Genomic DNA, 23,733 nt, shown 5'->3' with positions numbered 1-23,733 from the left:
TAATGGGTAGAATAAAAGTAGGTTTCGGTTTTGATGTACATCAGTTAAAACACCAACATCCCTTTATTTTAGGTGGTGTAGATTTGGAGCATACTTCAGGAGCATTCGGACATTCAGATGCCGATGTTTTGCTGCATGCTATTTGCGATGCCTTATTGGGTGCGGCTAATTTACGGGATATTGGTTTTCATTTCTCTAATAAAGATGAGAGATGGAAAGGAATAAGCAGTTTAGTACTATTACAACATGTAGTAAAATTACTTGCCGAAAAGAATTGGCAAATTGGCAACATTGATGCAATGGTATGTTTAGAAGCACCAAAAATAAATCCGCATATACCAGCAATGAAAACAAATATAGCCCTTGCTGCAGGAATCACCGAGGATGATATATCTATTAAGGCCACCACTAATGAACAATTAGGTTTTATTGGCCGTGAAGAGGGCGTGGTTGCCTACGCGGTTTGTTTAATTGAGAAAATTTAAACGGTAATATAAATTAAAGTTACTATTCTTCAGCAAGCACTTCTTTTTTAACATCAACATTGCCGGTACGTTTTAATACACCCCAACCGCTCAATTCACCTTTTAATGCCTTACGCACTGATTTAAACAGGATATAATACATCAGCTGCCTCCATACAAACCGCTGTGGAATAATGTATACCAGCTTTTTATAGTCCTCTTTTTCCATCCAAAACGCAAGAATAGAAACCAGAAAATCTATCAAAACAAATCCTAAATAATAGAAAAATATCTTTTCAGGTTTATCTCCAAAAAGTCCCAGTATCATCATCAGATCTGCAAGGGGAGAAAACAACGGCAATATAATTTGAAAGATCAAAATATTTGGCATTCCTACCATGCCGAAGTATCCATAGTTTTTATTGAATAAGGCATCTCTGTTTTTCCAAAAACTTTGCATTACACCAAAACTCCAGCGGAAGCGTTGTTTCAACAGCATATTAACTGTTTCAGGCGCCTCAGTAAAAGCTACAGCTTCCGCACAGTTTCTAACCACATAGCCCTGTTTTAAAATACGCATGGTTAAATCGCAATCCTCGGCAAGGGTATCATAGGTAAAACCGCCAGCATTAAATATAGCCGATTTACGAAATGCGCCAATCGCTCCGGGAACTACTGTTATACTGTTAATAATATCAAATGCACGGCGGTCCATGTTTTGAGCCGTAATATACTCTATAGATTGCCACCGGGTAATGATGTTATTTTCGTTACCTACTTTTACTGTTCCCGCTACCGCACCAATCTCATCATCGTTAAAATAGGTCATCAAATGATATATTGCATTTGTTTTAAGCTGCGTATCAGCATCAATACACACCACAAAGTCATAGTTTGCGTGCGATATTCCAAAGTTTAGAGCAGACGCCTTTCCCCCATTCGGTTTCGTCAATACCCTTACCAAAGGATGGCCGCCATATGCTGCTTCCATTATTTTATAGGTATTGTCTTTGGAACCATCATCTACAAAAATTATCTCAAAAACAGTATATTCTGTTTTCAACAAACTCTCGATGGTTTTTAAAGCCGTGACATCTTCGTTATAGGCAGGCACTATTATACTTACAGCCGGCAGATCAATTTTCGGAATATCTGGTGCTGATTTCTTATTTCCAACAAATTGCCTGTACGCTAATATACCTATCAGCAAAATACGGCCCATGGCTAAGAATATAGCCGACAAAAAAAGGTAAAATATAAACCGGTTACCGTAAAAGAACCCAACAACAAATACATCATACATTTTACCCCATGCACTGTTATTCTCATCCTTAGCTACGGGCATAAGGTCTGCTTTTTTCTTGTCGAGGATGTCGGCAATGGTTGTGAACTGGTAACCATGGCTTTTAAAATAATGAATAATGGCAGGTAATGCTTTTACTGTTTCTTCACGTGTGTCGCCACCTGCATCATGCAGTAATATCATTGATCCGTTATCCTTTTGGCGAATGGTACGTGCAATAATGCTGTCGGCACTAACACCGGGCTGCCAATCCCACGGATCTATCGACTCCCCTATAGTGATATAATTTTGCCTGCGGCTTTCAGCCACCGGTACTACCTCCGCCAGGGTTTGTGGCTCAGCGTCCGCGTTAAATGGCGGGCGAAAGAGTATGGTACTATGCCCCGTAACTGATTCAATTAACTTGCGGGTAGCATTCAACTCCAGACTGACCCGGTTTGTGCTGATAGTAGAAATATCCGGGTGAAAAAAAGTATGATTGCCTATTTCATAGCCCTCATCATATATACGGCGTAAAAGCGGGATGTTTTTCTCCGCCATTGAACCTACTACAAAAAATGCGGCGGGTACATGTTCCTTTTTTAAAATATCAAGTATTCGCGGTGTGTAATCCGGATCGGGGCCGTCATCAAAGGTGAGTACTACTTTTCCGCGTTTGTAGCCATATCTGCGTATCACGTATTTGGTGGGCAGCTCTAAATATTTTTGATTGGTAATTACAAAGTTAGTGGTATCAAGCTTAACATCAATCTTACCTACCTTTGGCGTAGTAATCAGATCTAGAACCTCACCCCCATCACCTGCATAATCAATTTTATTATTAAGACCAACGGTGGTCAGTTTTTTTACATCAACCCCTGTTTTGCGAAGCGAATCAATAGAAAGATTTTCCTGGAAAAATGACCAAAGCCTCGGGTCTTCGAAACCTAAACGCCATAGTGCAACTCCACCTGTTGCCCAGTCGTCGGCCATACGGATAACGTTGAAGTTTGTTGCTGCATCGGTAAAGTATACAATATGATTAAAGCCATCGGTACCCGGATAATTATAATGCAGGTTTGCTGATAGTGGATCGTATATGATCTTCTCATTTTTTTGATGAGCTGTACTTATAGCCTGCTGATAACCTATGGGCTGCCCTATACTATTTTCCGGCCAATCATATCCACCGGCCATTACGGTAAGTATCACCTTTTCACTTGGTACCTGTTCACAAACATTATCTAAAATCTCCTCAACCCAATGCTGATTACTTACGTCACCAGCGTTGCTCCCGTCATAATGCTGATCAATAGCCATAACGAATAAAAAGTCGTTGACGTGCTGAAGGCGTTTCAGGTCGTACTCATCATCCCCCGGGATTACATTTTGGGTAACCAATAATCCTTTGGCATGAAAAGTTGCATATAGTTCATTTTGGAAAGCGATATAGTTTTTACCGTTACGTTCAATATCTTCCAGATCAACATTTACTCCCTGGAATTTATAATGCTGAAGCTGATCTATCAGGTTATTTATAAAAGTAGTACGCTTTGTTTTGCTTGCAAATATGCGGTTAACATCTTTTGTATCATACCCGCCGTGAATATTGTCATAATTAACATAATTGGAGAGGGTGACCAATATTTGCTTTTTGTACTTTTTGTTCAGATTAATTAATCCGGTATCAATTTGGGTGGTAAGTGTATTTTTATTGGGGGTGAATGAAAAGCCTTCTGTTACCACCATATCCAACCGCGCAAAATGATCTTTAAGAGAATAATAAGCCTGTGGCTCCCATGCACGATAAAACCCCGCGTTAATACGGTTCTCGTTGTTTGGATGCTTTAACTGGTGAAGGTGCCGGGCACGTGCCAATTCCTTTATTACCGATTTCTCAATTTTGAAATCCTTGTATTTTTTGGATTTCTTCATTTTCTCCAGATCACTGGCCGACAGCTTTTTAGGAACCGGGTCAAGGTTTGGCAGCGTAGGGTATTCTGTTGATGTAATAGTTACTACAGCTGCAATAACGCCAACTATAAACACCACCAATAATATGCGGCTTATCCATTTAAAACGATTCCACCTGCCGGGATTATCAGCTTGAAAGACCTGCTTGTCTGACATGAAGAGTTTTTATGATTTTATGTATCTATAGAAATAATACCGTCACTAAAAAGGACTAACTGGACTGCTCTTCCGGCGTTATGCCCGAAAAATCAACCCCACATTTACAATTACCCCCACAGCTTTTTTTAGCGAAAATGCTTTTGTACATTATACGGCCTACGTAAAAAACCGCAGCAATAAATAATAAAATTATAATAATTGCTTGTATGTTCATTGTGCAAAATTAATACAATTATATATACGTACAGATTATTAAAATAGTATAAGCCTATTATTTATGCATAAACGCTACTGTACCACCTACCCAGTCAAAGTTTTTGTTATATCTTACACCTATCATTTTACCTCTGCTAAGGCGTGCAAGGTTTATAGCCAATGTAGGTTGTGCATCTCTATCGGGCCATAAATACAACAAGCGTATCTCTACTTTAACACCCCCGTCAGGTGCTTGTAACACCGGTTCATAGTTTACCTTTTCCTGTAATATCCAGTTCTCAGGATCTTTAATATTTCTGATATCAGCTTCATTCACATCAATTATCACACCCTGTCCGGCAAATGAAAACAATGGCTTTAAGACAAACTTATCCAGATTAGCAGGAATTTCGGTTACCTGGTGTAAAAAACGTGTCTCTGGTATATATGGGCCTTTTAAATAAGGCATGGTAAATTTACTGATGCGGTAAAACCAATTAGGATGTGTTATCCATTCTACATCAAGCGGTTTCCTGATATCAACCACTTTGCTGAATATATCCGTATCACCTGCTATTTCATCAAATATCAACCGGTTATAAATACGCCTTATGCATTTCTTTTCGTTCCCCGCAAAATAATACAACCGGTCGCCTTCCTGTATCAGTTCATTTAATGATAAAACCGGAACACCGAGGTAGTTTTGTGTTAAATAAAAATCGACAGCCGTTTTTTGATCCGGTGCATCCACATCCATTAACACTACCTCGTGGGACTGATAAGGGCCTAAGATGGTTCTTTTTAAAAGATCAAGATAACTGCTTTTATTAAGCCCATCAAAATAAATGGTTTGATTGCCGGGTATGTTATACGTTTCACGATAATTCTCGCCTAAATGTACCTGAAAACCATATAACGACGGGAAGCCTTGCAGCTCTATAAGTTTCGGTACGATATTCCCGTCAGTATCTTTGCATACGCCAAAATCAAGTGCTATAAAATGCGGATGGTCGTTTTCATTTGCTACGCGCCATTGGTCAGGGATGGCACGTTCGGTAAGCGATTTAAAGTCAGGCTTTAAAATAGCCTGTATAATATTATCCCCTGCCTCTATAAGCCTGTCACGAAAGTCATCAGTTAAAAATACAGGCGTTTCAGCTACACGAAATTCAATTGGTTTTTTTAAATCTGCGTTTAAGGACAAGATAAGGTCACCGTATTTTTCTTCAGTGAAATTTTTATTGAACGTTTTTCTTATTGATGCATCCATTACTAATGGTTTTAACAAACATCATCCCTACATTTCCTGATACTTCAGTATCGCGGCATCCAAAAAATTGGGAATAATGGTATTTTGCGTAAGGGTTATCTTATCCGGATCATCTAATCGCTCCAGCATCTCCATATACTTATCCTCGCCGTGTTCGGTAATAACGTCCTGCTTTTTATCTGCTCTTAAAAGCATGTTTTTCATACCTACAGGATCAGCCTCCGGGTGAAATTGGGTGCCGAAAAAGTAGTCGCTGAAACGTATAGCCATTAATGCGCGTGGCAGATCAATATACGGGCGGTACTTTTCAAGCGCCAGTACCTGCATGTTTAATTCGGCAAGCTTCTGCTCATTAGGGTTCACCACCTGCCAGCTACGCGAATCTACCGCGTAAAACGGATCGGCTAATCCGTTGAAGATCGCTTCTGCTCTTCCGGCTTCTGTTAAATGGGTGGGTAAAATACCAAAAGAAGTTGATCGCCTTTCGTTTACATCGCCTAAGCCGTATTTACGGCACATGAGCTGGAAGGAGTGACATACAAAAAACACATGCTTTTTTTGCGGATTGCTTCCGTGATTATGATCTTCCAGCTTATTAATCAACTTAAAGTATTCCTTTTCCCAACAGCTGCCTTCACTATCTAACGGGCTGCCGGGCCCCCCGCTTGATATATACACATCAAAATGCGTATCAGGCACATGGCCTTTTCCTCTTACATCAAACACTTCGTAAGTTAAGCCGATATTGTGTTTTAATTTATAACGTTCCAGAATATCCCGGAAACCACGCATCCCCTCATTCGCGTATCCATCGTACAGATCTAAGATGGCTACCTTTACCCCGGGTTTATCTGAATTGATCATTAATGTAATTTATAGTCCTTTTAAAGTTTGTGAGGTGATGTAATCTACCACGTCGGCAAAGTTATTATTTTGTTGGTAAACCGCTAACTGCCTGTCGGCACCTGTGCCGTTCTCCAGTATCTGATGTACATATTGCAAATCATCCCGGCAACCTAAATCATCCACCACGTCATCCACAAAATCAAGCAGTTCTAATATCAGCGAACGGGTGTTCACCTCCATCTCTTTACCAAAATCTATCATCTTGCCATCAATGCCATAGCGTGCTGCACGCCATTTATTTTCATTAATGAGTGCACGGGTGTAATTAATAAATTTCATGTTGTTTTGCCGCAGTTTATATAACTTGGCGCAAAGTGCCTGAAAAAGCGCTACAAAGGTCATGGTCTCATCAACCAGCATAGGGCAGTCACATATCCTGAACTCAATGGTTTCAAAAAAAGGATGCACCCTTATATCCCACCATATTTTTTTGGCATTATCAATGCAATTGGTTTTTACCAGCAGCTTAACGTAGCTGTCGTACTCCTCAATACTGCTGAAAAAATCCGGGATACCTGTACGCGGAAACTTATCAAAAACCTTTGTGCGAAATGATTTGAAGCCCGTATTACGCCCTTCCCAAAATGGCGAGTTGGTTGATAACGCATACACATGCGGTAAAAAATAACGTACCTGGTTAGCAATATGTATGGCCATGTCCCGCGACTGTATGCCTACATGCACATGTAGTCCGAAAATAAGATTGGAACGTGCCGCCTCCTGCATTTCGTCTACAATTTCAAAATACCTGGGATGATCGGTGATCAGTTGGGTTTGCCAGTGCGAAAAAGGATGGGTACCCGCAGCACCTATGCGCAAACCCAGATCGCCGGCTAACTGGGCTACCGTAGTGCGTAGCTTGCTAACTTCGGCCCGTGCCTCTTCGGTGTTACGGCAAATATGTGTGCCTACCTCCACTACAGCCTGGTGCATTTCGGCCTTTACCTGGTCTTCGTGTATCTTTTGGGCACCGTCTACTATTTTTTGCTCATGCGATGTCAGCTCCCGGGTAACCGGGTCTATCACCATGAATTCTTCTTCAACACCTAAGGTAAACTCGTTCATAATTGGTTAGGGGTTTATGGGTCAGTTACTTTTTTGTTGCCTTTTTAGGTGCAGCCGTTCTCGCTTTTTTAGGTTTGGCCTCTTCCAGTATAGCATGATCTACCGTACCCAGGCTTACATCTACCTTTTTTACCTTAATTTTTGGAGCAGCTATCAACGGCTTGCCTGCTGCTGCTGTTTTTACATACTCACCCCAGGTGAGGTTATCCCTGTCGTCTTTTTGGGCCTTTGCACGCTCTATAGCATAATCGGCAGCGGTTTCTACCACCCAGTCAAAATTATCCTGCCCTACGCTGTTCACGTCGGCATCGGGCGCAGGGTTGCAAAAATCAATAGCGTAAGGTACGCCATCGCGCACAGCAAACTCCACGGTATTAAAATCGTACCCTAAGTATTGGTTCAGCTTTATTACGTAATCCTGCACCTTATCTAACAACTTTTTGGCAGCAGGTGCCTTACCATGCTCGTAGCGCAGATGGAAGGGGTTGCGTGGCTCATACTGCATAATGCGCACATGCTTGCCGCCTATGCAGTAACAGCGGAAATAATCGTCAAAAATGATCTCTTCCTGTAATAACATCACCAACTGGTGGGTTTGTGCGAATTTATCCCAAAGGTCTTCGCGGTCGCGTATTTTGTACACATCGCGCCAGCCCCCGCCATCAAAGGGTTTCATATAAGCCGGAAAGCCTACGTAATCAAAAATAGCTTCCCAGTCTAACGGAAAGGCCAGGTTACGGAAAGATTGATCGGTTGTACTTGCGGGATGATCTTTAGAGGGTAACAGCACGGTTTTAGGTACCGGTATACCCAGCTTTACGGCAAGGGCGTTGTTAAAGAATTTTTCGTCGGCACTCCACCAAAAGGGGTTATTAATAACGGCGGTACCGGTGATGGCCGCGTTTTTTAATGATGCCCGGTAAAAGGGTACATCCTGCGATATACGGTCAACTATTACCGAGTAGCCCAAAGGCTCGCCCTGCATCATTTTATCGATACGTACAAATTCGGCAGAGATGTTTTTTTCGCCTTTCTGATTGATGCGGTCTACAAACGCGTGCGGAAATGTATTCTCCTGTCCGAATAAGATGCCTATTTTTTTCATAGTGGTATGTTAAGTTCTAAATTCTAAAAAAGTAAATGCTAAATCCTAAATTATAAATCCTAAACTCTAAATGCTAAATTATAAATCCTAAACTCCAAATTCTAAACTCTAAAACATATCTCATATCACATCTCATGTCTATTTGATCGTGCTTAAATAATGCGGAAACATTTCACGCCAGATGGGCCAGTCGTGGCTGGCATAGGGGCGGATATCTAACCAATGATCAATATGTTTTTCATTTAAAATGTCCGACAGGCGGATATTGGCATCCTTACAGATGTCATGCTCCGATGTACCCAGTATGATGTTCATCTGCCAAAGCTCCTGCTGGTTGCTGCCCGGCAAAAAATCTACCGGGTTGTTATAAAAAATATCATCGTTATAAAAATCGCCGGTAAACCTTTTTATATCAAAAGCACCGCTCATGGTAAACAGGTGTGCCACCTTTTCGGGATGCTTAAAAGCGAAGTTAGCGGCATGGTAACCGCCAAAACTGCAACCGGCCATAGCTACCTTACCTACGCCCGTTTCATGCATGGCCCAGGGCACCAATTCATCCAACAGCATTTTATCGTACCAGGTGTAGTTGCGGGCGCGGTCGGCAGGATGAATACCCTCATCGTACCAGCTTAGGGCGTCAATAGTATCGGAGCAGTATATTTTTACCAGCCCCTGCTCAACAAACCAGCGTGCGCTCTCGATAAGGCCAAAATCCAGATTTTGATAATACCTGCCCTTAGTAGTGGGGAACAGAATTACGGGGTACCCCCTATCGCCAAAAACCAGCATTTCCAGATCCATGTTCAGGTTGGGCGAATACCAGCGATGATACTGTTGTGTCAAGTTTTTGTGTTTAAGTGTGTTAAGATAGTAGCTTTGTACGTAAAAGTCAACACCGGGCCAAATAATAATGTTTTACCCGAAAAAATAAAAGGATACCGTATTTTTGCACCTTTTTATAGAGATATGTACCTGCACAGCACAGCAATTATGGTAAAGCAAAAGCAACTTATAGTAACCTCGGCACTGTTAAAACGCACCGTTACCTGCACCCTGATCATGCCCGACGAGGAAACCATTGCCCGGCCACTTAACCTGCTGTTAATGAATGACGGGCAGGAAGCCGGCCAACTGGAACTTACCGCTACGCTGGATAATTTATATAACTCCAATAAAATTGCCCCGGTAATTGTAGCCGCCATTAACGCCGGCGACGATCGCTTGCAGGAGTACGGTACGGCAGGCACGCCCGATTATAAGAAACGTGGCGCCAAAGCTGCCTTATACACCCAGTTTATTACTACCGAATTGCTGCCGCTGATAAAGGCCGATACCGGGATAGAATATTTTGAGACGACGGCTATCGCCGGATTTTCATTAGGCGGATTATCGGCATTGGATATTGCCTGGAACAACCCGGACCTGTTTGATAAGGTGGGCGCGTTCTCGGGTTCCTTTTGGTGGCGCAGCAAGGGTCTTGCCAAAGGCTATACCGATGCCGACCGTATTATGCACCGCATCATAAAAAACTCGGCAGGTAAACCCGCGCTTAAATTTTGGCTGCAAACCGGCACTAAAGACGAAACCGCCGACCGCAATAAGAATGGCATAATTGATTCTATTGATGATACCATTGACCTGATAAAGGAGCTGCTGAACAAGGGCTACCAACGCCCCGATGATATTCAATATGTTGAAATAGTAGGCGGCATGCACAATACCGATACCTGGGCCAAAGCCATGCCTATGTTTTTGCAATGGGCATTCGGGAATTAACCGGCTTACAGATACCACAGGCAAAGTTAATGAGGTGCTGAAACAAGTCCAACATGACTTGGTGGCTATTGTCATGCCGATGCATATCGGCATCCCACACGCAAGGGGTGGAGAGATAGCTTTGTCCGCAATGTCCGGGCAAGCTGCGGACGGACAAAGGAGGGAGATGCAAATAGCCAAGTTTGATGAGGTGCTGAAACAAATTCAGCATGACTTTTTGGTATAGGTCATGCTGAGGCATATCGGCATCCCACAGGCAGGGGGTGGAGTGATATGGCTTGTCCGTAATGTCCGGGCAAGCTGCGGACGGACAGAGGAGGGGTAACAAATTATCAACAATCTACCTGAAAGTCAGATGGATTGAATATTTTTATACGATGGCAAAGCACAACACTGAAGATGAAGAATTTAAAATTAGGTTAAAAGAATATAAGCTTGAATTAAAAATAATTTACGAAAAGAGCCAAGATGCGTTTGAGAAACAATTGTCGTATTTAAGCGCGGGAGCTCTTGGCTTCTCTATGCTTTTCATTGAAAAAGCAGTAGGAGAAGTTTCAGAAGCCCGATTGTCCTGGACGTTATTATTTAGTTGGATTTTATTTACTATTACATTAACTGCGAATTTAATTTCGCATTGGTTAGCAGCTCGGAATATGTCTAAATCAATAAAAGAAATTGACGACAATAATTATAATTCAGATAGGGTTAATAAAAGAATTTCAAAGTTAAATGTTATTAACGTTGCTACGATTTTAACTTTCTTTTTAGCTATCTTATCACTCGGAATTTTTATAACAACAAATGTCATGAATAAAAACAGCAAACCATCATTTGAAAAAAAGGGATTAGTACCTACCCCAGCACCAAAACATCCATCCTCATTCACTAGTCAGACACCAACTGCTGCTCCAGTAAAACCATCTACCAAAACCAAATAATAACATGGCGAAAATTCAAGTCCCTAAAGAGTGGCAGCGAGGATTAGTTCCTTCTCCCCCACCTACCAAAGGAGGGAAAGGTAATCAAGGTTCTAACCCTACACCTCCTCCAGTTAAAAAAGGCAAGTAAAAACTAGTATCTTGTTCGTAATGTCCGGGCAAGGCACGGACGGACAAACTACGCAAACTAAACCTATAAGATTTCTCGTCGCTGCGCTTCCCTCGAATTGACATGGTGGAGAGGTAGCTTTTGTCCGTAATGTCCGGGCAAGGTGCGGACGGACAAAGGGGGAGATGCAAATAGCCAAGTATGATGAGGTGCTGAAGCAAGTTCAGCATGACTTTTTGGTATAGGTCATGCCGATGCCTATCGGCATCCCACAGGCAAGGTTGTGAGGCTTACAAGCCTAATTTATGTTAAATTATTATGCCACATCAGCATTCATAAGCAAAATCTTTTTTATCCCGTTAAATAAGCGTACCTTTGCGCAAAATTTATAAGGCGGCATTTCATGCAAAAAATCAGAAATATTGCGATCATCGCACACGTTGACCACGGTAAAACTACACTGGTTGATAAAATATTACACAGCTGCGCCATCTTCCGCGAAGGACAGGAAACAGGCGAGCTGATATTGGATAATAACGACCTGGAACGCGAACGTGGTATCACCATCGTATCCAAAAACGTTTCGGTAATGTATAAAGATGTTAAGATCAACATTATTGATACCCCTGGTCACGCCGATTTTGGCGGCGAGGTAGAGCGTGTTTTAAAAATGGCCGACGGCGTGTTGTTGCTTTGCGATGCCTTTGAAGGTGCCATGCCGCAAACCCGTTTTGTTACCCAAAAGGCGTTGGCTTTAGGCCTTAAACCTATTGTGGTAGTAAACAAGGTAGATAAAGAGAATTGCCGCCCCGATGAGGTTTACGAGCAGATATTTGAACTGTTCTTTAACCTGGAAGCTACCGAAGAGCAACTGGATTTCCCGGTGATCTACGGTTCATCAAAACAAGGGTGGATGAGTACCGACTGGAAACAGCCTACCGAAGATATCTTCCCGCTGATGGATGCTATTTTAGAGAACATCCCCCCGGCCCCCATTGCTGAAGGTACCCTGCAAATGCAGATCACCTCGCTGGATTACTCTTCATTTGTTGGCCGTATAGCCATAGGCCGTGTGGCCCGTGGCACTATAAAAGAGAATATGCCGGTATCGTTAGTAAAACGCGACGGCAAGATCGTAAAATCACGCATAAAGGAGCTATATACTTTTGAAGGTTTAGGCAAGGTTAAAACCACACAGGTAAACTCCGGCGATATATGTGCAGTTGTAGGTATTGATGGTTTTGATATTGGCGATACCATTGCTGATTTTGAAAACCCGGAGCAACTGGAGGTTATTCATATTGATGAACCTACCATGAACATGCTTTTCACAATTAACACCTCGCCATTTTTTGGTAAAGAGGGTAAGTTTGTAACATCGCGCCACCTGCGTGATCGTTTATACAAAGAGATGGAGAAAAACCTGGCGCTTAAGGTTGTTGAAACCGAATCGCCTGATTCCTACCTGGTGTATGGTCGTGGTATTCTGCATTTATCGGTACTTATTGAAACCATGCGCCGCGAGGGGTATGAGTTGCAGGTAGGGCAACCACAGGTTATTGTTAAAGAGATTGACGGTGTTAAATGCGAACCGGTAGAAACACTTATAGTTGATGTACCGGGTGATGTTGCCGGTAAAGTTATTGAACTGGTTACCCAACGTAAAGGCGACCTGTTGGTGATGGAGCCAAAAGGCGATTTACAGCACCTGGAATTTGATATCCCTGCACGTGGTATCATCGGTTTACGTAACAACGTGTTAACTGCTACCGGTGGCGAGGCTATAATGGCACACCGTTTTAAGGCATATGAGCCCTGGAAGGGCCAGATCCCCGGACGTTTAAATGGCGTACTGGTATCAATGGATAGTGGTAAAACAACTGCCTTCGCTATTGATAAGCTGCAGGACAGGGGCAGGTTCTTTATTGATCCGGGTGTTGATATTTATGAAGGCCAGGTACTGGGTGAGCACATCCGCGATAACGATTTGGTTATTAACCTTACCAAAGGCAAGCAATTAACCAATATGCGCGCATCAGGTAGCGATACCAACGTGCGTATAGCACCTGCTATTAAATTCTCGTTAGAGGAATCAATGGAGTATATACAGGCTGATGAATACATTGAGGTAACCCCGCAAAGCATCCGTTTACGTAAGATATTCCTGAATGAGAACGAACGCCGTAATAATGCTAAAAAGTTTGTGAACCAGTAATTTTGGGGATGAATAGTATATAAGAATCAAGAAATCAAATCAGGGGCCGTTATTTAGTTAACGGCCTTTTTTATTGTTTCGCTGTTTGTCCGCTTTGTCCAATAATTCCGCTCAGGTAACGGACGGACAAGAACACCGGGCGTAAAGGCATCTTGGCTCTTGATTCCTGCCTCTTGTATCTTGATTCTTACCTCTTGTATCCTGATTTATTAACTCTTTCTCTCCTGATTCTTGTATCTTGGCACCTGATTCTGAAAAAAAACTATGCGCATACCCAGCATTCCCGGATTTGACCAGCAGGCCTTTGAAAAGTATTTTAAAAATACAGGCTGGTTAATGATGGCCCGGGTTGGCGGGTTGGCCATAAAGGTGCTTATCACCAACTTTGCATTATCCAATTATCTTGGGCCTGACAAGTTCGGGATACTGAACTACCCTATGGCCATTGTGGTTTTTTTTATGGCCGCTGCCGCTTTAGGCTTAGACGGCTTTACTACACGCGAGCTACTAAATCATCCCGAAAAAAAGGAAACCATACTGGGCACTTCTTTCTGGATGCGCTTAATGGCGGGCTTGGCAACGTTACCACTCGTATATATTGCCTATAATGTTATTAACCATCAAAAACAGCTGGATACACCCTTAAACTATGTATTAATAGTGGCACTGGTATCGGTAATACAATCCATAAATATTATTGATAGCTATTTCCAGTCGAAGGTGCAGGGTAAATATATAATGTATGTGCAGGTGATGGGTAATATTTTATCAGCTTTAATTAAGCTGGTATTTATATTATTGAAGCTCCCCTTAATATGGTTTATATGGTCGTTGGTGTTTGATGCTGTTTTGATTGCAGCAGGGTATGTGATATGTTATTTAAAAACAAGTAACAGCTTGCTTAACTGGAAATACAACAGCCAGATAGCAAGGCAGTTACTAACACATTCGTGGCCGCTGGCATTCTCGGCCATACTGGTTTCCTTATATATGAAGATAGACCAGGTAATGATCCCCATCTACCTGAAAACAAGCGATCTGGGGGTTTACTCTACAGTTGCCAGCTTAAGCGAAAGCTGGTATTTTATTCCGGTAGCCATAGTAACCTCCGTATTTCCGGCAATCATCCATGCCCGCAAAACCGACGGGGTACGCTACCAGGCAAGATTGCAAAACATGTACGATCTGATGGTGATCATCAGCCTTAGCGTAGCTTTGGTAATGAGCTTCGGATCATCCATCATTTACCACATAGCCTATAAGCCGGAGTTTTGGTCAGGTTCCACTGTATTGGCCGTACATGTTTGGGCCGGTATATTTGTATTTTTAGGAAGCGCAAGCGGCCAGTATTTAATTGCCGAGGGTTACACCAAGCTGGCAATGCTGAGAACCGGTGTAGGCGCATTAGTAAATATTGTGCTTAATATATTCCTGCTACCTGCCTACGGCATTTTGGGTGCAGCGTATGCAACATTAGCAGCTTATTTTATAGCAACCTTTTTTATTGTGCTTATTCCAAAAACAAGGCAACAAGGATTAATGATGTTTAAATCATTATTTTTAATTTCACTTTTTCAAAAAATAATCAGGCGTTGAGTACATTTTCATCACTTATAAAAGTATTGTTTAAACCTGCACATTTGCGTGCACTGCTTTCTTACGATAATAAAGGCTACCTTACTGATGTGGGCTGGTTTAAAGCGTTTGACAGCCACTCCCCTGTTGATAAAGATGGGAATCCTATCCCCTGGGTTACCTATTCATTTATTGATTTTATAAAAGAACGACTGGGTAAGCAGCATACCGTATTTGAATTTGGATCTGGCAACTCTACCTTTTTTTATGCCAAATACGCAGGCGTTGTAGTATCGGTAGAGCATGATAAGGCGTGGTTTGATAAGATATCGGGCAACAAACCCGAGAACAGCGAGATGATATACACAGAGCTTATACGTGGCGGAGATTACTGTCAGATGCCCATTAAGCTGGAAGAGAAATTTGACATCATTATTGTGGATGGGCGCGACAGGGTAAACTGCTGCAAACAAGCAGTAGAGGCATTAAGCCCGACAGGTGTAGTGGTACTGGACGATTCCGAAAGGGAGGTATACCGTGAAGGGGTTACTTTTTTACTGAATAAGGGCTTCAAACACTTATCATTCAGCGGCATATCACCGGGATTATTTTATCGTAAATCAACCTCGGTTTTTTATAAAGCTGATAATTGCCTGGGAATATAAATATGGCAGCGAATATGGTTAGCGGGAACGTTAAAACCGCGTATGACGAATTCTACCAAGAGCATGATGAAGCCTGGCGTATGCTTGGCGCAAAGTACAAGGCACAGCATATTATTGAAGTGTGCAAGGGCAGGTCTTTTAAAAAAGTATTAGAGGTTGGCGCAGGCGATGGAAGCATATTAAAGCACCTGTCAGACAATAATTTTGCTGCGGAGTATCATGCGGTAGAAATATCCGACAGTGGCGTGGCGCATATCAGATCACGTAATATCGGGCAGCTTGTTTCAGTTCAGGAGTTTGATGGCTATCATCTTCCCTTTGAGGATAACAGCTTCGATCTTATCATACTTTCGCATGTATTAGAGCATGTAGAACATGAACGTATATTATTGCGTGAACTAAAGCGAGTAAGCGAATACGCGGTTATAGAAGTTCCGTTAGATTATAAACCCGGCGTAGACAAGCGGATAAAACACTTTTTGGCTTACGGGCATATTAATATGTACACCCCTACTTCGTTGCGCTACCTGCTACAGTCGGAAGGGTTTGAAATACAACAGCAGCTTACCTCCATAATAGAACCTGAAGTAACCCGCTTTAATACCTATATCAATCAAAAAAAACAAAAAAGCTTTATAAAAGATATCCGCATAGTCACCGAATACGTGGTAAAAGCGGGTATGAGTAAGCTTACAGATAAGCTAAACGAGCAACTGGCGAGTGCCTATACGGTATTGTGCAAAAAAAGTAACCGTCAGGCTGATATTTTCTGATGTTTTCGCAAACGACTTAAGCTAAAAGTTCGTTAATAATTATTTACTATAAAAATCACCAACCTTGCAAAACCCTGCACCAATAGCCTTATTTGTATATAACCGGCCCGAACATACACGCCGTACATTGAATTATTTAAAAAAGAATTTACTTGCCGATGAGTCGAGGTTATTTATTTTTTGCGATGGTGCAAAATCTGATATCGAGAAGCCGAAAGTAGATGAGGTGAGGCAGATAGCTGAAGAAGCCGGGGGCTTTAAATCAATAAAAATAATTAAACGCACAAGCAATCTTGGATTAGCCGATTCTATCATAAGCGGTGTTACGCAGTTAACTAAGGAATACGGAAAAGTAATCGTATTCGAAGATGATCTGCTTTCTTCACCTTACACCTTACAATATTTTAATGATGCCTTGATCCGGTATGCCGATGAGGAAAAGGTGATGCAGGTGGGTGCATATATGTTTGATCTGAATAGCCCCAAATTACCGGAAACCTTCTTTTTCAGGGTAGCATTTAGCTGGGGTTGGGCTACATGGGCAAGGGCATGGGATAATTTTGAACCGGATGTGGATAAATTGATGACCAGCTTTGATGCAGAAAAGATCCATCGCTTTTCTGTGGGTGGCAGCATGAATTTCTGGAAACAGATGCAGGAGTTTAAAGCAGGAAAAAACAATTCCTGGGCAATAAGGTGGTATGCATCTATATTTTTAAATAATGGATTAACATTAAACCCTGCCAAGTCTTTAATTCATAATATAGGCCACGATGGTTCCGGGGTACACTCTAATATTGAGGATACTTATAAAGTAAAAATAGCAAAACAAAAGGTTGAGTTCTTTCCGCAAGATGTTGTGGAAGATGAAGCTGCATATAATGCTATAAAACATTTCCTTAAAAACCGTAAAGGCAATTTAATGCAAAGGGGAATACGATTTATTACAAAAATAAAGGCCAAATACTTTAATAAAAATTAATAATAAGTATTAAGTATTAACATTTCTCTTAAATGTTAATAACTATAAGTGTTAAAACAAGTTAAAAATTAGTCTGCTAAGTCTATAGATATTATATTTGTACTATTATTATCGTTATAAACCCATCGTTCTTTATGATTAATAATGAGATCAGTAAAGCACAAAAAGAGAAAGCTAAGCGTTTTCTCTTTTTTGTTTTAAAACATGCAGGTGTATTTAATGTTATTGTTTAAAAAACTGAACCATGATTAATCCAAAAGAAGTTACCCACGATCCCGAAAGCGGAAATTATACATTTGTGATGTACTATTCAGGCCGTGATGTTTCATGTACTGTAAAAAAAGAGCACAACAAACTCCACGTACATATAGATAATAATTTGCAGGCAGAACTTGAAATTAAAGATGACGACACCCTTGTACAAATCAGCGGTGATGAGCTGCCCGATTCAAGTATTGAATTCATTAAAAAAAGTGTATTGGGATGAGATCCGCATTTATTAGGACATAGGCAGGGAGTAGTATTTCAGGCGAGTACTTCCTCCAGTACCACGTGCGATTTGATATTGCCAAAACCCTCTATATGCATGGCATAATATTCTAATATTTTATTGATCAGATAACGGCGCTCTTCAGCCGATAGTTTAATCTGTTGCAGATGATTGAATCCGTTCTGCAACAGATTTTTAAAATTTTCAGTATGCGGAGGTGAAAGATAGGATAGATTGTCCGGCTTATAATTAGTGAACACGCCATCCTTCATATCAAAATAATCAGCGTTACTTTTAATTACGCTATGAGGATAAAAACCAAGATAGCGCGTAAGCTGAATCAGAAAAACCAAATGAAAATTAGCCAAACCGGCAGTAGTGTTATCCAGCCATTCAATAGCGTTAAATATAAAATCAAATACGTTCTCATCAGGAGTTTGCTGCTTTACCGCTTTATATAATACCTCATTCAAAAAAATAGTAACACAGCTTTTAACGATGTCATAAGGTATGGTTTGCAAAACCGGTGAATTCTTCAATTCGGCTATGCGTTGGATATTTCCGGTATTTTTATGATACACCACCATATCAACCAAATGCAGGGGCTGAAGCATATTGCGACTTATTTTAGCTTTCGGCTTTTTTACGCCATTCACCAAATAAGATTGCAGGCCAAATTTTTCTGTGAAAATTTGTACTACAACGCTGCTCTCGCTATAATCAGTAGTTTTAAAAACTATGCCCCGCGTTTTATGCAGCATGATGGGTAACGAGTAATAGTATCTTCGGTAAAAAAATGACCAGCCCGCTTATTAACGCAAAAATTGCAGTAATCAGTACTGCTGCAGCTGTAATATCTTTCACATGGCCGGCAAGTTTGTTGTAACCGGGCGATACCAGATCGGTAAGGGTTTCTACTCCTGTATTAAGTAATTCAGTTAACAAAACCATAGTAATGCATAATGCTACCCACAACCATTCCGAATTATTAATATGAAGTAGAGCTCCTGCCAAAATAGCCACAAAACCTGCTGCTGTATGTATTCTGAAATTCAATTGTGTAGCAAAGGCGTACTTTAACCCCTTAAATGCAAAACCAAAACCGCTGATTAGTTCTTTCATACAATTAGTATCAGGATTGCTTATCTCCTTTTAAATGTTGAGTAAATAATTTGATCCATATAAAAATAGCAGAAAAAGCTAACCCGAAAGCCGCACCTTGTAAAAGTATTTTCCATTCTGAGTTGTAGAGTTCAGGAATAGCCATCGTGGCAGAAAATACTATAACTGCAGCCAAAAAAATTAAGATAGAGCGCTTTAGTTTTTTTTTCATTGGGCCAATATAATTTTTTTCGTTCTTAATTCCGTATTTTTGCAACCTCTAAAAAATGAGGTTGAATATTTAGATGTATAAGGAATATAAGCAGTTAAATCTATCGCAAACAGGTAAAGACGTGCTGGATTTCTGGAAACAGAACGGCATATTTGAGAAAAGCATAAGCAGCAGACCGGCCAATAACCCGTATACTTTTTACGAAGGACCGCCGAGCGCTAATGGTATGCCCGGCATTCATCATGTGATGGCCCGCTCTATCAAAGATATTTTTTGCAGGTATAAAACACTTAAAGGTTACCAGGTAAAACGTAAAGGTGGATGGGATACTCATGGCCTGCCTATTGAACTTGCTGTTGAAAAAGCTCTCGGAATCACTAAAGATGATATCGGTAAAAAAATATCTGTTAAAGATTATAATGATGCCTGCCGTAAAGAGGTGATGCGTTATACTGATGTTTGGAACGACCTGACCGAGAAGATGGGATATTGGGTTGATCTGAATGATCCTTACATCACTTATAAGAATGAATATATTGAAACCCTTTGGTGGATATTAAAGCAGCTGCATGATAAGGGCATGCTTTATAAGGGATATACGGTACAACCTTATTCGCCAAAATCAGGTACCGGCTTAAGTTCACATGAACTGAATCAGCCCGGCACTTACAAAATGGTTAAGGATACCACCATCACTGCTCAGTTTAAGGTAAAACGCGATAAGGATTCTGAATTCTTATTTGAAGGCGTAAATACCGATGTATTCATACTGGCCTGGACCACTACCCCCTGGACTTTACCCTCTAACTGCGCTTTAGCCGTTGGTGAAAATATTACCTATGTAAAGGTTAATACGTTTAATCCTTATACCTACAAACCTGTTTGCGTTGTATTGGCCAAAGAACTGGTTAGTAAATATTTTAAAGCAGATGGCGAGAACGCGTCATTTAATGATTATAAAGGCGGGGATAAACTAATTCCGTGGAAAATAGCCGATGAATTTAAAGGAACCAACCTTTTAGGCATCCATTATTTTCAGTTAATGCCCTATGTAACTAATGAAGACTTGGAGAAGAATGCCTTCAGAATTATCCCTGCTGATTTTGTTACTACGGGCGATGGCACAGGTATAGTACATACCGCATCGGTTTTTGGGGCGGATGACTTTAGAGCCTGTAAAGAAAATAACGTGCCATCGGTAATGGTAAAGGATGAATTTGGTAAGGAGGTTCCGTTAGTAAACAAACAGGGCCGTTTTGTTGATGAAGTAACCGATTTCGCAGGCAAGTATGTAAAAGAGGAATATTATAGTGATGCTGAACGTGCAGCTCCTGATTTCAGGGCAACTGATGTGCAGATAGCGATAATGCTAAAGGAAGAAAATAAAGCATTCGACGTAAAAAAATACGAGCACAGTTATCCTCACTCCTGGCGTTCAGATGAGCCTATACTATACTATCCGTTAGATAGCTGGTTTGTACGTACAACTGCCGTAAAAGATAAACTGGTAGCATTAAATAAAACCATTAATTGGAAGCCGGAATCAACAGGTACCGGTCGTTTCGGCAACTGGTTGGAAAATCTGGTAGACTGGAACCTTTCTCGCTCACGTTACTGGGGAACGCCATTGCCTATATGGCGCGAAGAAAACGGTGCCGAAGAAAAATGCATAGGTTCAATAGCTGAACTTAACGAAGAAATAGCTAAAGCGGTTGCAGCCGGTTTTATGCCCGAAGGATTTGTACTGGAAGATATGCACCGTCCGTATGTTGATGATGTGGTATTGGTATCGTCAACAGGAAATAAAATGCTGCGTGAACCCGACCTGATTGATGTTTGGTTTGATAGCGGCGCCATGCCTTATGCACAATGGCATTTCCCTTTTGAAAATAAGGAAGATTTTAAAAATTCTTACCCCGCTGATTTTATTGCTGAAGGTGTTGACCAAACCCGTGGCTGGTTCTTTACCCTGCACGCCATAGCTGTTATGCTAAGTGAATGTAGTGATGAGATAAAAGCTATAAACGAACAGGTAGGCAACCGTGGTATAGCATTCAAGAATGTGGTATCTAACGGATTGGTACTGGATAAGAATGGTAACAAAATGTCAAAGCGTTTAGGGAACGCTGTGGACCCTTTCGCTACCATAGAACAATATGGCGCTGATACAGCCCGCTGGTACATGATCAGCAATGCATCTCCATGGGATAATCTTAAATTCAGCATGGATGGTCTGGACGAGGTTCGCCGTAAATTCTTTGGTACGCTATACAATACTTATTCGTTTTTTGTATTGTATGCTAATATTGACAAATTCAACTATAGCGAAGCAGAAATAGCCATAAAAGAAAGACCAGAGATAGACCGCTGGATAATATCACTTTTAAACACACTTAGTAAGGAAGTTGATGGTTTTTATGCTGATTTTGAACCTACCAAAGCAGCACGCGCCATTCAAGATTTTGTTGATGCACACTTTAGTAACTGGTATATACGTTTAAGCAGAAGACGTTTTTGGAGATCCGAGAATTCAGACGATAAATTATCAGCATACCAAACCCTTTACACCTGCCTGATAAGCATTGCTAAGTTAATGTCGCCTATAGCGCCGTTCTTTGCAGAACAATTATATACCGACCTGAATAGCATTACAGGAAAAGAACCTTTTGAATCTGTTCATCTGGCTTATTTCCCGGAATGTAATGAAAATTTAGTAGATCCGAAGCTGGAAGAAAGAATGCAATTGGCTCAGGATATTTCATCGCTGGTATTATCACTTCGTAAAAAAGTAGAGATACCTGTACGCAGGCCTTTGAGTAAAATATTATTACCGATACTGAATAAGGGTTTTAAGGATCAGATTGAAAAAGTAAAGGAACTTATTCTTTCCGAAACTAATATTAAGGATATTGAATACATTACCGATACAACCGGTATTGTTAAAAAGAAGATAAAACCAAACTTTAAGGCATTAGGCGCAAAAGTGGGTAAAGACATGAAGGATGTTGCAGCCATAATTAATGCTTTTGGTCAGGAAGAAATAGCCAAAATTGAAACCGAGGGAGTAGTTGCTATACTTGATGGCAAGTATTCCATACAATTAACTGATGTGGAAATAACTGCCGAGGATGTACCCGGTTGGCAGGTAGCCAATTTAGGCAGACTAACCGTTGCCTTAGATCTTACTATTACTACAGAATTAAAAGAGGAGGGAATATCAAGGGAATTAGTGAATCGTGTACAAAATCTTCGTAAAGAGAAAGGATTAGAAGTCACTGATAAGATTAATGTAACTATAAGCGATCATGCTTATATTCACGAAGCAGTGCAAAATAATTTATCCTATATTTGCGCCGAAATTTTGGCTGACAGCCTGGTGCTTGATTCAAAATTAATAGAAGGCGATAGTGTAGAAATTGATGGACATAAAATTTTAATAGCTATTAGTAAAAGTTAAATGAAACAAGAAAACGAAAAAACCAGATATTCTGATGCAGAGTTAAAAGAGTTTAAAGAGTTGATTTTGGACAAGGTACGTATTGCCAAAGAAGAACTTAACTCATTAGCCACATCATTAAGTTCTCCTAATGCTAATGGCACAGACGACACCGCAGGTACTTATAAAACCCTGGAGGATGGCTCGGCTACTTTAGAGAAAGAACAAATTAACCAATTGGCAGCACGTCAGAAAAAATTTATTGATCAGTTAGAAGCTGCTTTAGTGCGTATTGAAAATAAAACTTATGGTATTTGCCGTGAAACCGGCAAACTTATACCAAAAGAACGTTTACGCATTGTTCCGCACACTACATTAACAATGGAAGCTAAACTGAAGCAAAATTAATGAAGGCAGCGTATACCAAACCTTTTTTAATTGCTGCATTTATTATTCTCCTTGACCAGATCATAAAGTTATGGGTAAGGAAACACATGTATCTTGGTCAGGAAATTCATTTTTTAGGCAGCCATGGCATGTTACGATATACCGAAAATAACGGCATGGCTTTTGGCATGGAGTTAGGTGGTGCCTTTGGCAAACTTGCGTTAACTCTTTTCCGTATAGCGGCCGTTTGTGGTATTGGATACGGCCTCATCTATTTAATAAAACATAAATACCATCGTGGCTTAATTATGATGGTAGCACTTATCATGGCCGGCGCTGTAGGGAATATAATTGACTCTACCTTTTATGGTATAATCTATCATTATGCACCGCTATTTCACGGCAGAGTAGTTGATATGTTTTATTTTCCACTGTTATCCGGGCATTTTCCTTCATGGATACCCATATGGGGCGGAGAAGAATTCATTTTCTTCCGTCCAATCTTTAACCTTGCAGATTCTGCTATATCTGTAGGTGTTATTATGATACTCATTAATCAAAAGCGTTACTTTAAACAGGAAGTTCCGGAAGTAAGTAATCCTAATAGCGAAATGCTGGAGGAATAAATTAT

23 protein-coding genes are annotated in these 23,733 nt (G+C 40.9%); 13 read left to right on the top strand and 10 right to left on the bottom strand.

Annotated elements, in window-relative coordinates:
* Positions 1-2 precede the first annotated feature (2 nt).
* Positions 3-485 (top strand): 2-C-methyl-D-erythritol 2,4-cyclodiphosphate synthase, encoded by a 483-nt coding sequence (gene ispF / locus I5M19_RS02040; RefSeq protein WP_200063533.1) that lies wholly within the window; start codon positions 3-5, stop codon positions 483-485.
* 22 nt (positions 486-507) lie between these two features.
* On the opposite strand, the gene I5M19_RS02035 is transcribed toward ispF, so the two are convergent.
* The 7 genes from I5M19_RS02035 to I5M19_RS02005 form a co-directional block, all read right to left on the bottom strand.
* The gene (locus I5M19_RS02035) at positions 508-3,876 is read right to left on the bottom strand and encodes a glycosyltransferase (RefSeq protein ID WP_200063531.1); all 3,369 of its coding nucleotides are present in this window, start codon (positions 3,874-3,876) and stop codon (positions 508-510) included.
* 55 nt (positions 3,877-3,931) lie between these two features.
* Complete coding sequence (locus tag I5M19_RS02030) at positions 3,932-4,093, bottom strand: FeoB-associated Cys-rich membrane protein (protein WP_200063529.1); 162 nt, start codon at positions 4,091-4,093, stop codon at positions 3,932-3,934.
* A 57-nt stretch (positions 4,094-4,150) separates the two neighbouring features.
* Positions 4,151-5,344, bottom strand: coding sequence for a hypothetical protein (locus I5M19_RS02025; protein ID WP_200063527.1), 1,194 nt, complete (start codon positions 5,342-5,344; stop codon positions 4,151-4,153).
* A gap of 27 nt (positions 5,345-5,371) precedes the next feature.
* On the bottom strand, positions 5,372-6,208 hold the full coding sequence (locus I5M19_RS02020; protein ID WP_200063525.1) for a type 1 glutamine amidotransferase: 837 nt from the start codon (positions 6,206-6,208) through the stop codon (positions 5,372-5,374).
* 9 nt (positions 6,209-6,217) lie between these two features.
* On the bottom strand, positions 6,218-7,315 hold the full coding sequence (locus I5M19_RS02015; RefSeq protein WP_200063523.1) for a carboxylate-amine ligase: 1,098 nt from the start codon (positions 7,313-7,315) through the stop codon (positions 6,218-6,220).
* A 25-nt stretch (positions 7,316-7,340) separates the two neighbouring features.
* On the bottom strand, positions 7,341-8,420 hold the full coding sequence (locus I5M19_RS02010) for an ATP-grasp domain-containing protein (RefSeq protein WP_235985744.1): 1,080 nt from the start codon (positions 8,418-8,420) through the stop codon (positions 7,341-7,343).
* A gap of 138 nt (positions 8,421-8,558) precedes the next feature.
* Positions 8,559-9,266, bottom strand: coding sequence for an alpha/beta fold hydrolase (locus I5M19_RS02005; protein WP_200063521.1), 708 nt, complete (start codon positions 9,264-9,266; stop codon positions 8,559-8,561).
* A gap of 147 nt (positions 9,267-9,413) precedes the next feature.
* Here I5M19_RS02005 and I5M19_RS02000 point away from each other — a divergent pair, with 147 nt between their 5' ends.
* The 9 genes from I5M19_RS02000 (at position 9,414) to I5M19_RS01960 (ending at position 17,943) form a co-directional block, all read left to right on the top strand.
* Positions 9,414-10,199, top strand: coding sequence for an alpha/beta hydrolase (locus I5M19_RS02000; protein WP_235985743.1), 786 nt, complete (start codon positions 9,414-9,416; stop codon positions 10,197-10,199).
* 73 nt (positions 10,200-10,272) lie between these two features.
* Positions 10,273-10,425 (top strand): hypothetical protein, encoded by a 153-nt coding sequence (locus I5M19_RS01995; RefSeq protein ID WP_200063519.1) that lies wholly within the window; start codon positions 10,273-10,275, stop codon positions 10,423-10,425.
* A gap of 151 nt (positions 10,426-10,576) precedes the next feature.
* A complete protein-coding gene (locus tag I5M19_RS01990; protein ID WP_200063517.1) occupies positions 10,577-11,137 on the top strand; it encodes a hypothetical protein in 561 nt (186 codons plus the stop codon).
* A gap of 512 nt (positions 11,138-11,649) precedes the next feature.
* A complete protein-coding gene (gene typA, locus I5M19_RS01985; protein WP_200063515.1) occupies positions 11,650-13,461 on the top strand; it encodes a translational GTPase TypA in 1,812 nt (603 codons plus the stop codon).
* 264 nt (positions 13,462-13,725) lie between these two features.
* Positions 13,726-15,057: a flippase gene (locus I5M19_RS01980; RefSeq protein WP_200063513.1), complete on the top strand. Its 1,332-nt coding sequence runs from the start codon at positions 13,726-13,728 to the stop codon at positions 15,055-15,057.
* Positions 15,054-15,701 (top strand): class I SAM-dependent methyltransferase, encoded by a 648-nt coding sequence (locus I5M19_RS01975; protein WP_200063511.1) that lies wholly within the window; start codon positions 15,054-15,056, stop codon positions 15,699-15,701. Before I5M19_RS01980 ends, I5M19_RS01975 begins: the two co-directional genes overlap by 4 nt.
* 2 nt (positions 15,702-15,703) lie before the next feature.
* Entirely contained in the window at positions 15,704-16,474 is a 771-nt protein-coding gene (locus I5M19_RS01970) for a class I SAM-dependent methyltransferase (RefSeq protein ID WP_235985742.1), read from the top strand.
* A gap of 64 nt (positions 16,475-16,538) precedes the next feature.
* Positions 16,539-17,456 (top strand): glycosyltransferase, encoded by a 918-nt coding sequence (locus I5M19_RS01965; protein WP_200063509.1) that lies wholly within the window; start codon positions 16,539-16,541, stop codon positions 17,454-17,456.
* A 244-nt stretch (positions 17,457-17,700) separates the two neighbouring features.
* Entirely contained in the window at positions 17,701-17,943 is a 243-nt protein-coding gene (locus I5M19_RS01960; protein ID WP_200063507.1) for a hypothetical protein, read from the top strand.
* 38 nt (positions 17,944-17,981) lie between these two features.
* On the opposite strand, the gene recO is transcribed toward I5M19_RS01960, so the two are convergent.
* The 3 genes from recO to I5M19_RS01945 are packed head-to-tail and all read right to left on the bottom strand — an operon-like array spanning position 17,982 to position 19,279.
* Entirely contained in the window at positions 17,982-18,707 is a 726-nt protein-coding gene (gene recO / locus I5M19_RS01955) for a DNA repair protein RecO (protein ID WP_200063505.1), read from the bottom strand.
* Entirely contained in the window at positions 18,697-19,068 is a 372-nt protein-coding gene (locus I5M19_RS01950) for a diacylglycerol kinase family protein (RefSeq protein WP_200063503.1), read from the bottom strand. The genes recO and I5M19_RS01950 overlap by 11 nt, the downstream gene beginning before the upstream one ends.
* 10 nt (positions 19,069-19,078) lie before the next feature.
* Positions 19,079-19,279, bottom strand: a complete 201-nt coding sequence (locus tag I5M19_RS01945) for a hypothetical protein (protein ID WP_200063502.1) — start codon at positions 19,277-19,279, stop codon at positions 19,079-19,081.
* Between the two features lie 73 nt (positions 19,280-19,352).
* On the opposite strand from I5M19_RS01945, the gene ileS reads away from it, so the two are divergent.
* The 3 genes from ileS to I5M19_RS01930 are packed head-to-tail and all read left to right on the top strand — an operon-like array spanning position 19,353 to position 23,728.
* Positions 19,353-22,736: an isoleucine--tRNA ligase gene (gene ileS, locus I5M19_RS01940; RefSeq protein ID WP_200063500.1), complete on the top strand. Its 3,384-nt coding sequence runs from the start codon at positions 19,353-19,355 to the stop codon at positions 22,734-22,736.
* Positions 22,737-23,123 carry a TraR/DksA family transcriptional regulator gene (locus tag I5M19_RS01935; protein ID WP_200063498.1) on the top strand — a complete coding sequence of 129 codons (387 nt, stop codon included), beginning with the start codon at positions 22,737-22,739 and terminating at the stop codon, positions 23,121-23,123.
* Entirely contained in the window at positions 23,123-23,728 is a 606-nt protein-coding gene (locus I5M19_RS01930; RefSeq protein ID WP_200063496.1) for a lipoprotein signal peptidase, read from the top strand. Before I5M19_RS01935 ends, I5M19_RS01930 begins: the two co-directional genes overlap by 1 nt.
* Positions 23,729-23,733: the final 5 nt, after the last annotated feature.

Origin of the sequence: Mucilaginibacter segetis, assembly GCF_016522075.1 — a bacterium.
Classification (GTDB): Bacteria; Bacteroidota; Bacteroidia; order Sphingobacteriales; family Sphingobacteriaceae; genus Mucilaginibacter; species Mucilaginibacter segetis.
The sequence above is the reverse complement of the archived record's forward strand: the minus strand, read 5'-3'. Positions and strand labels throughout refer to the sequence as shown.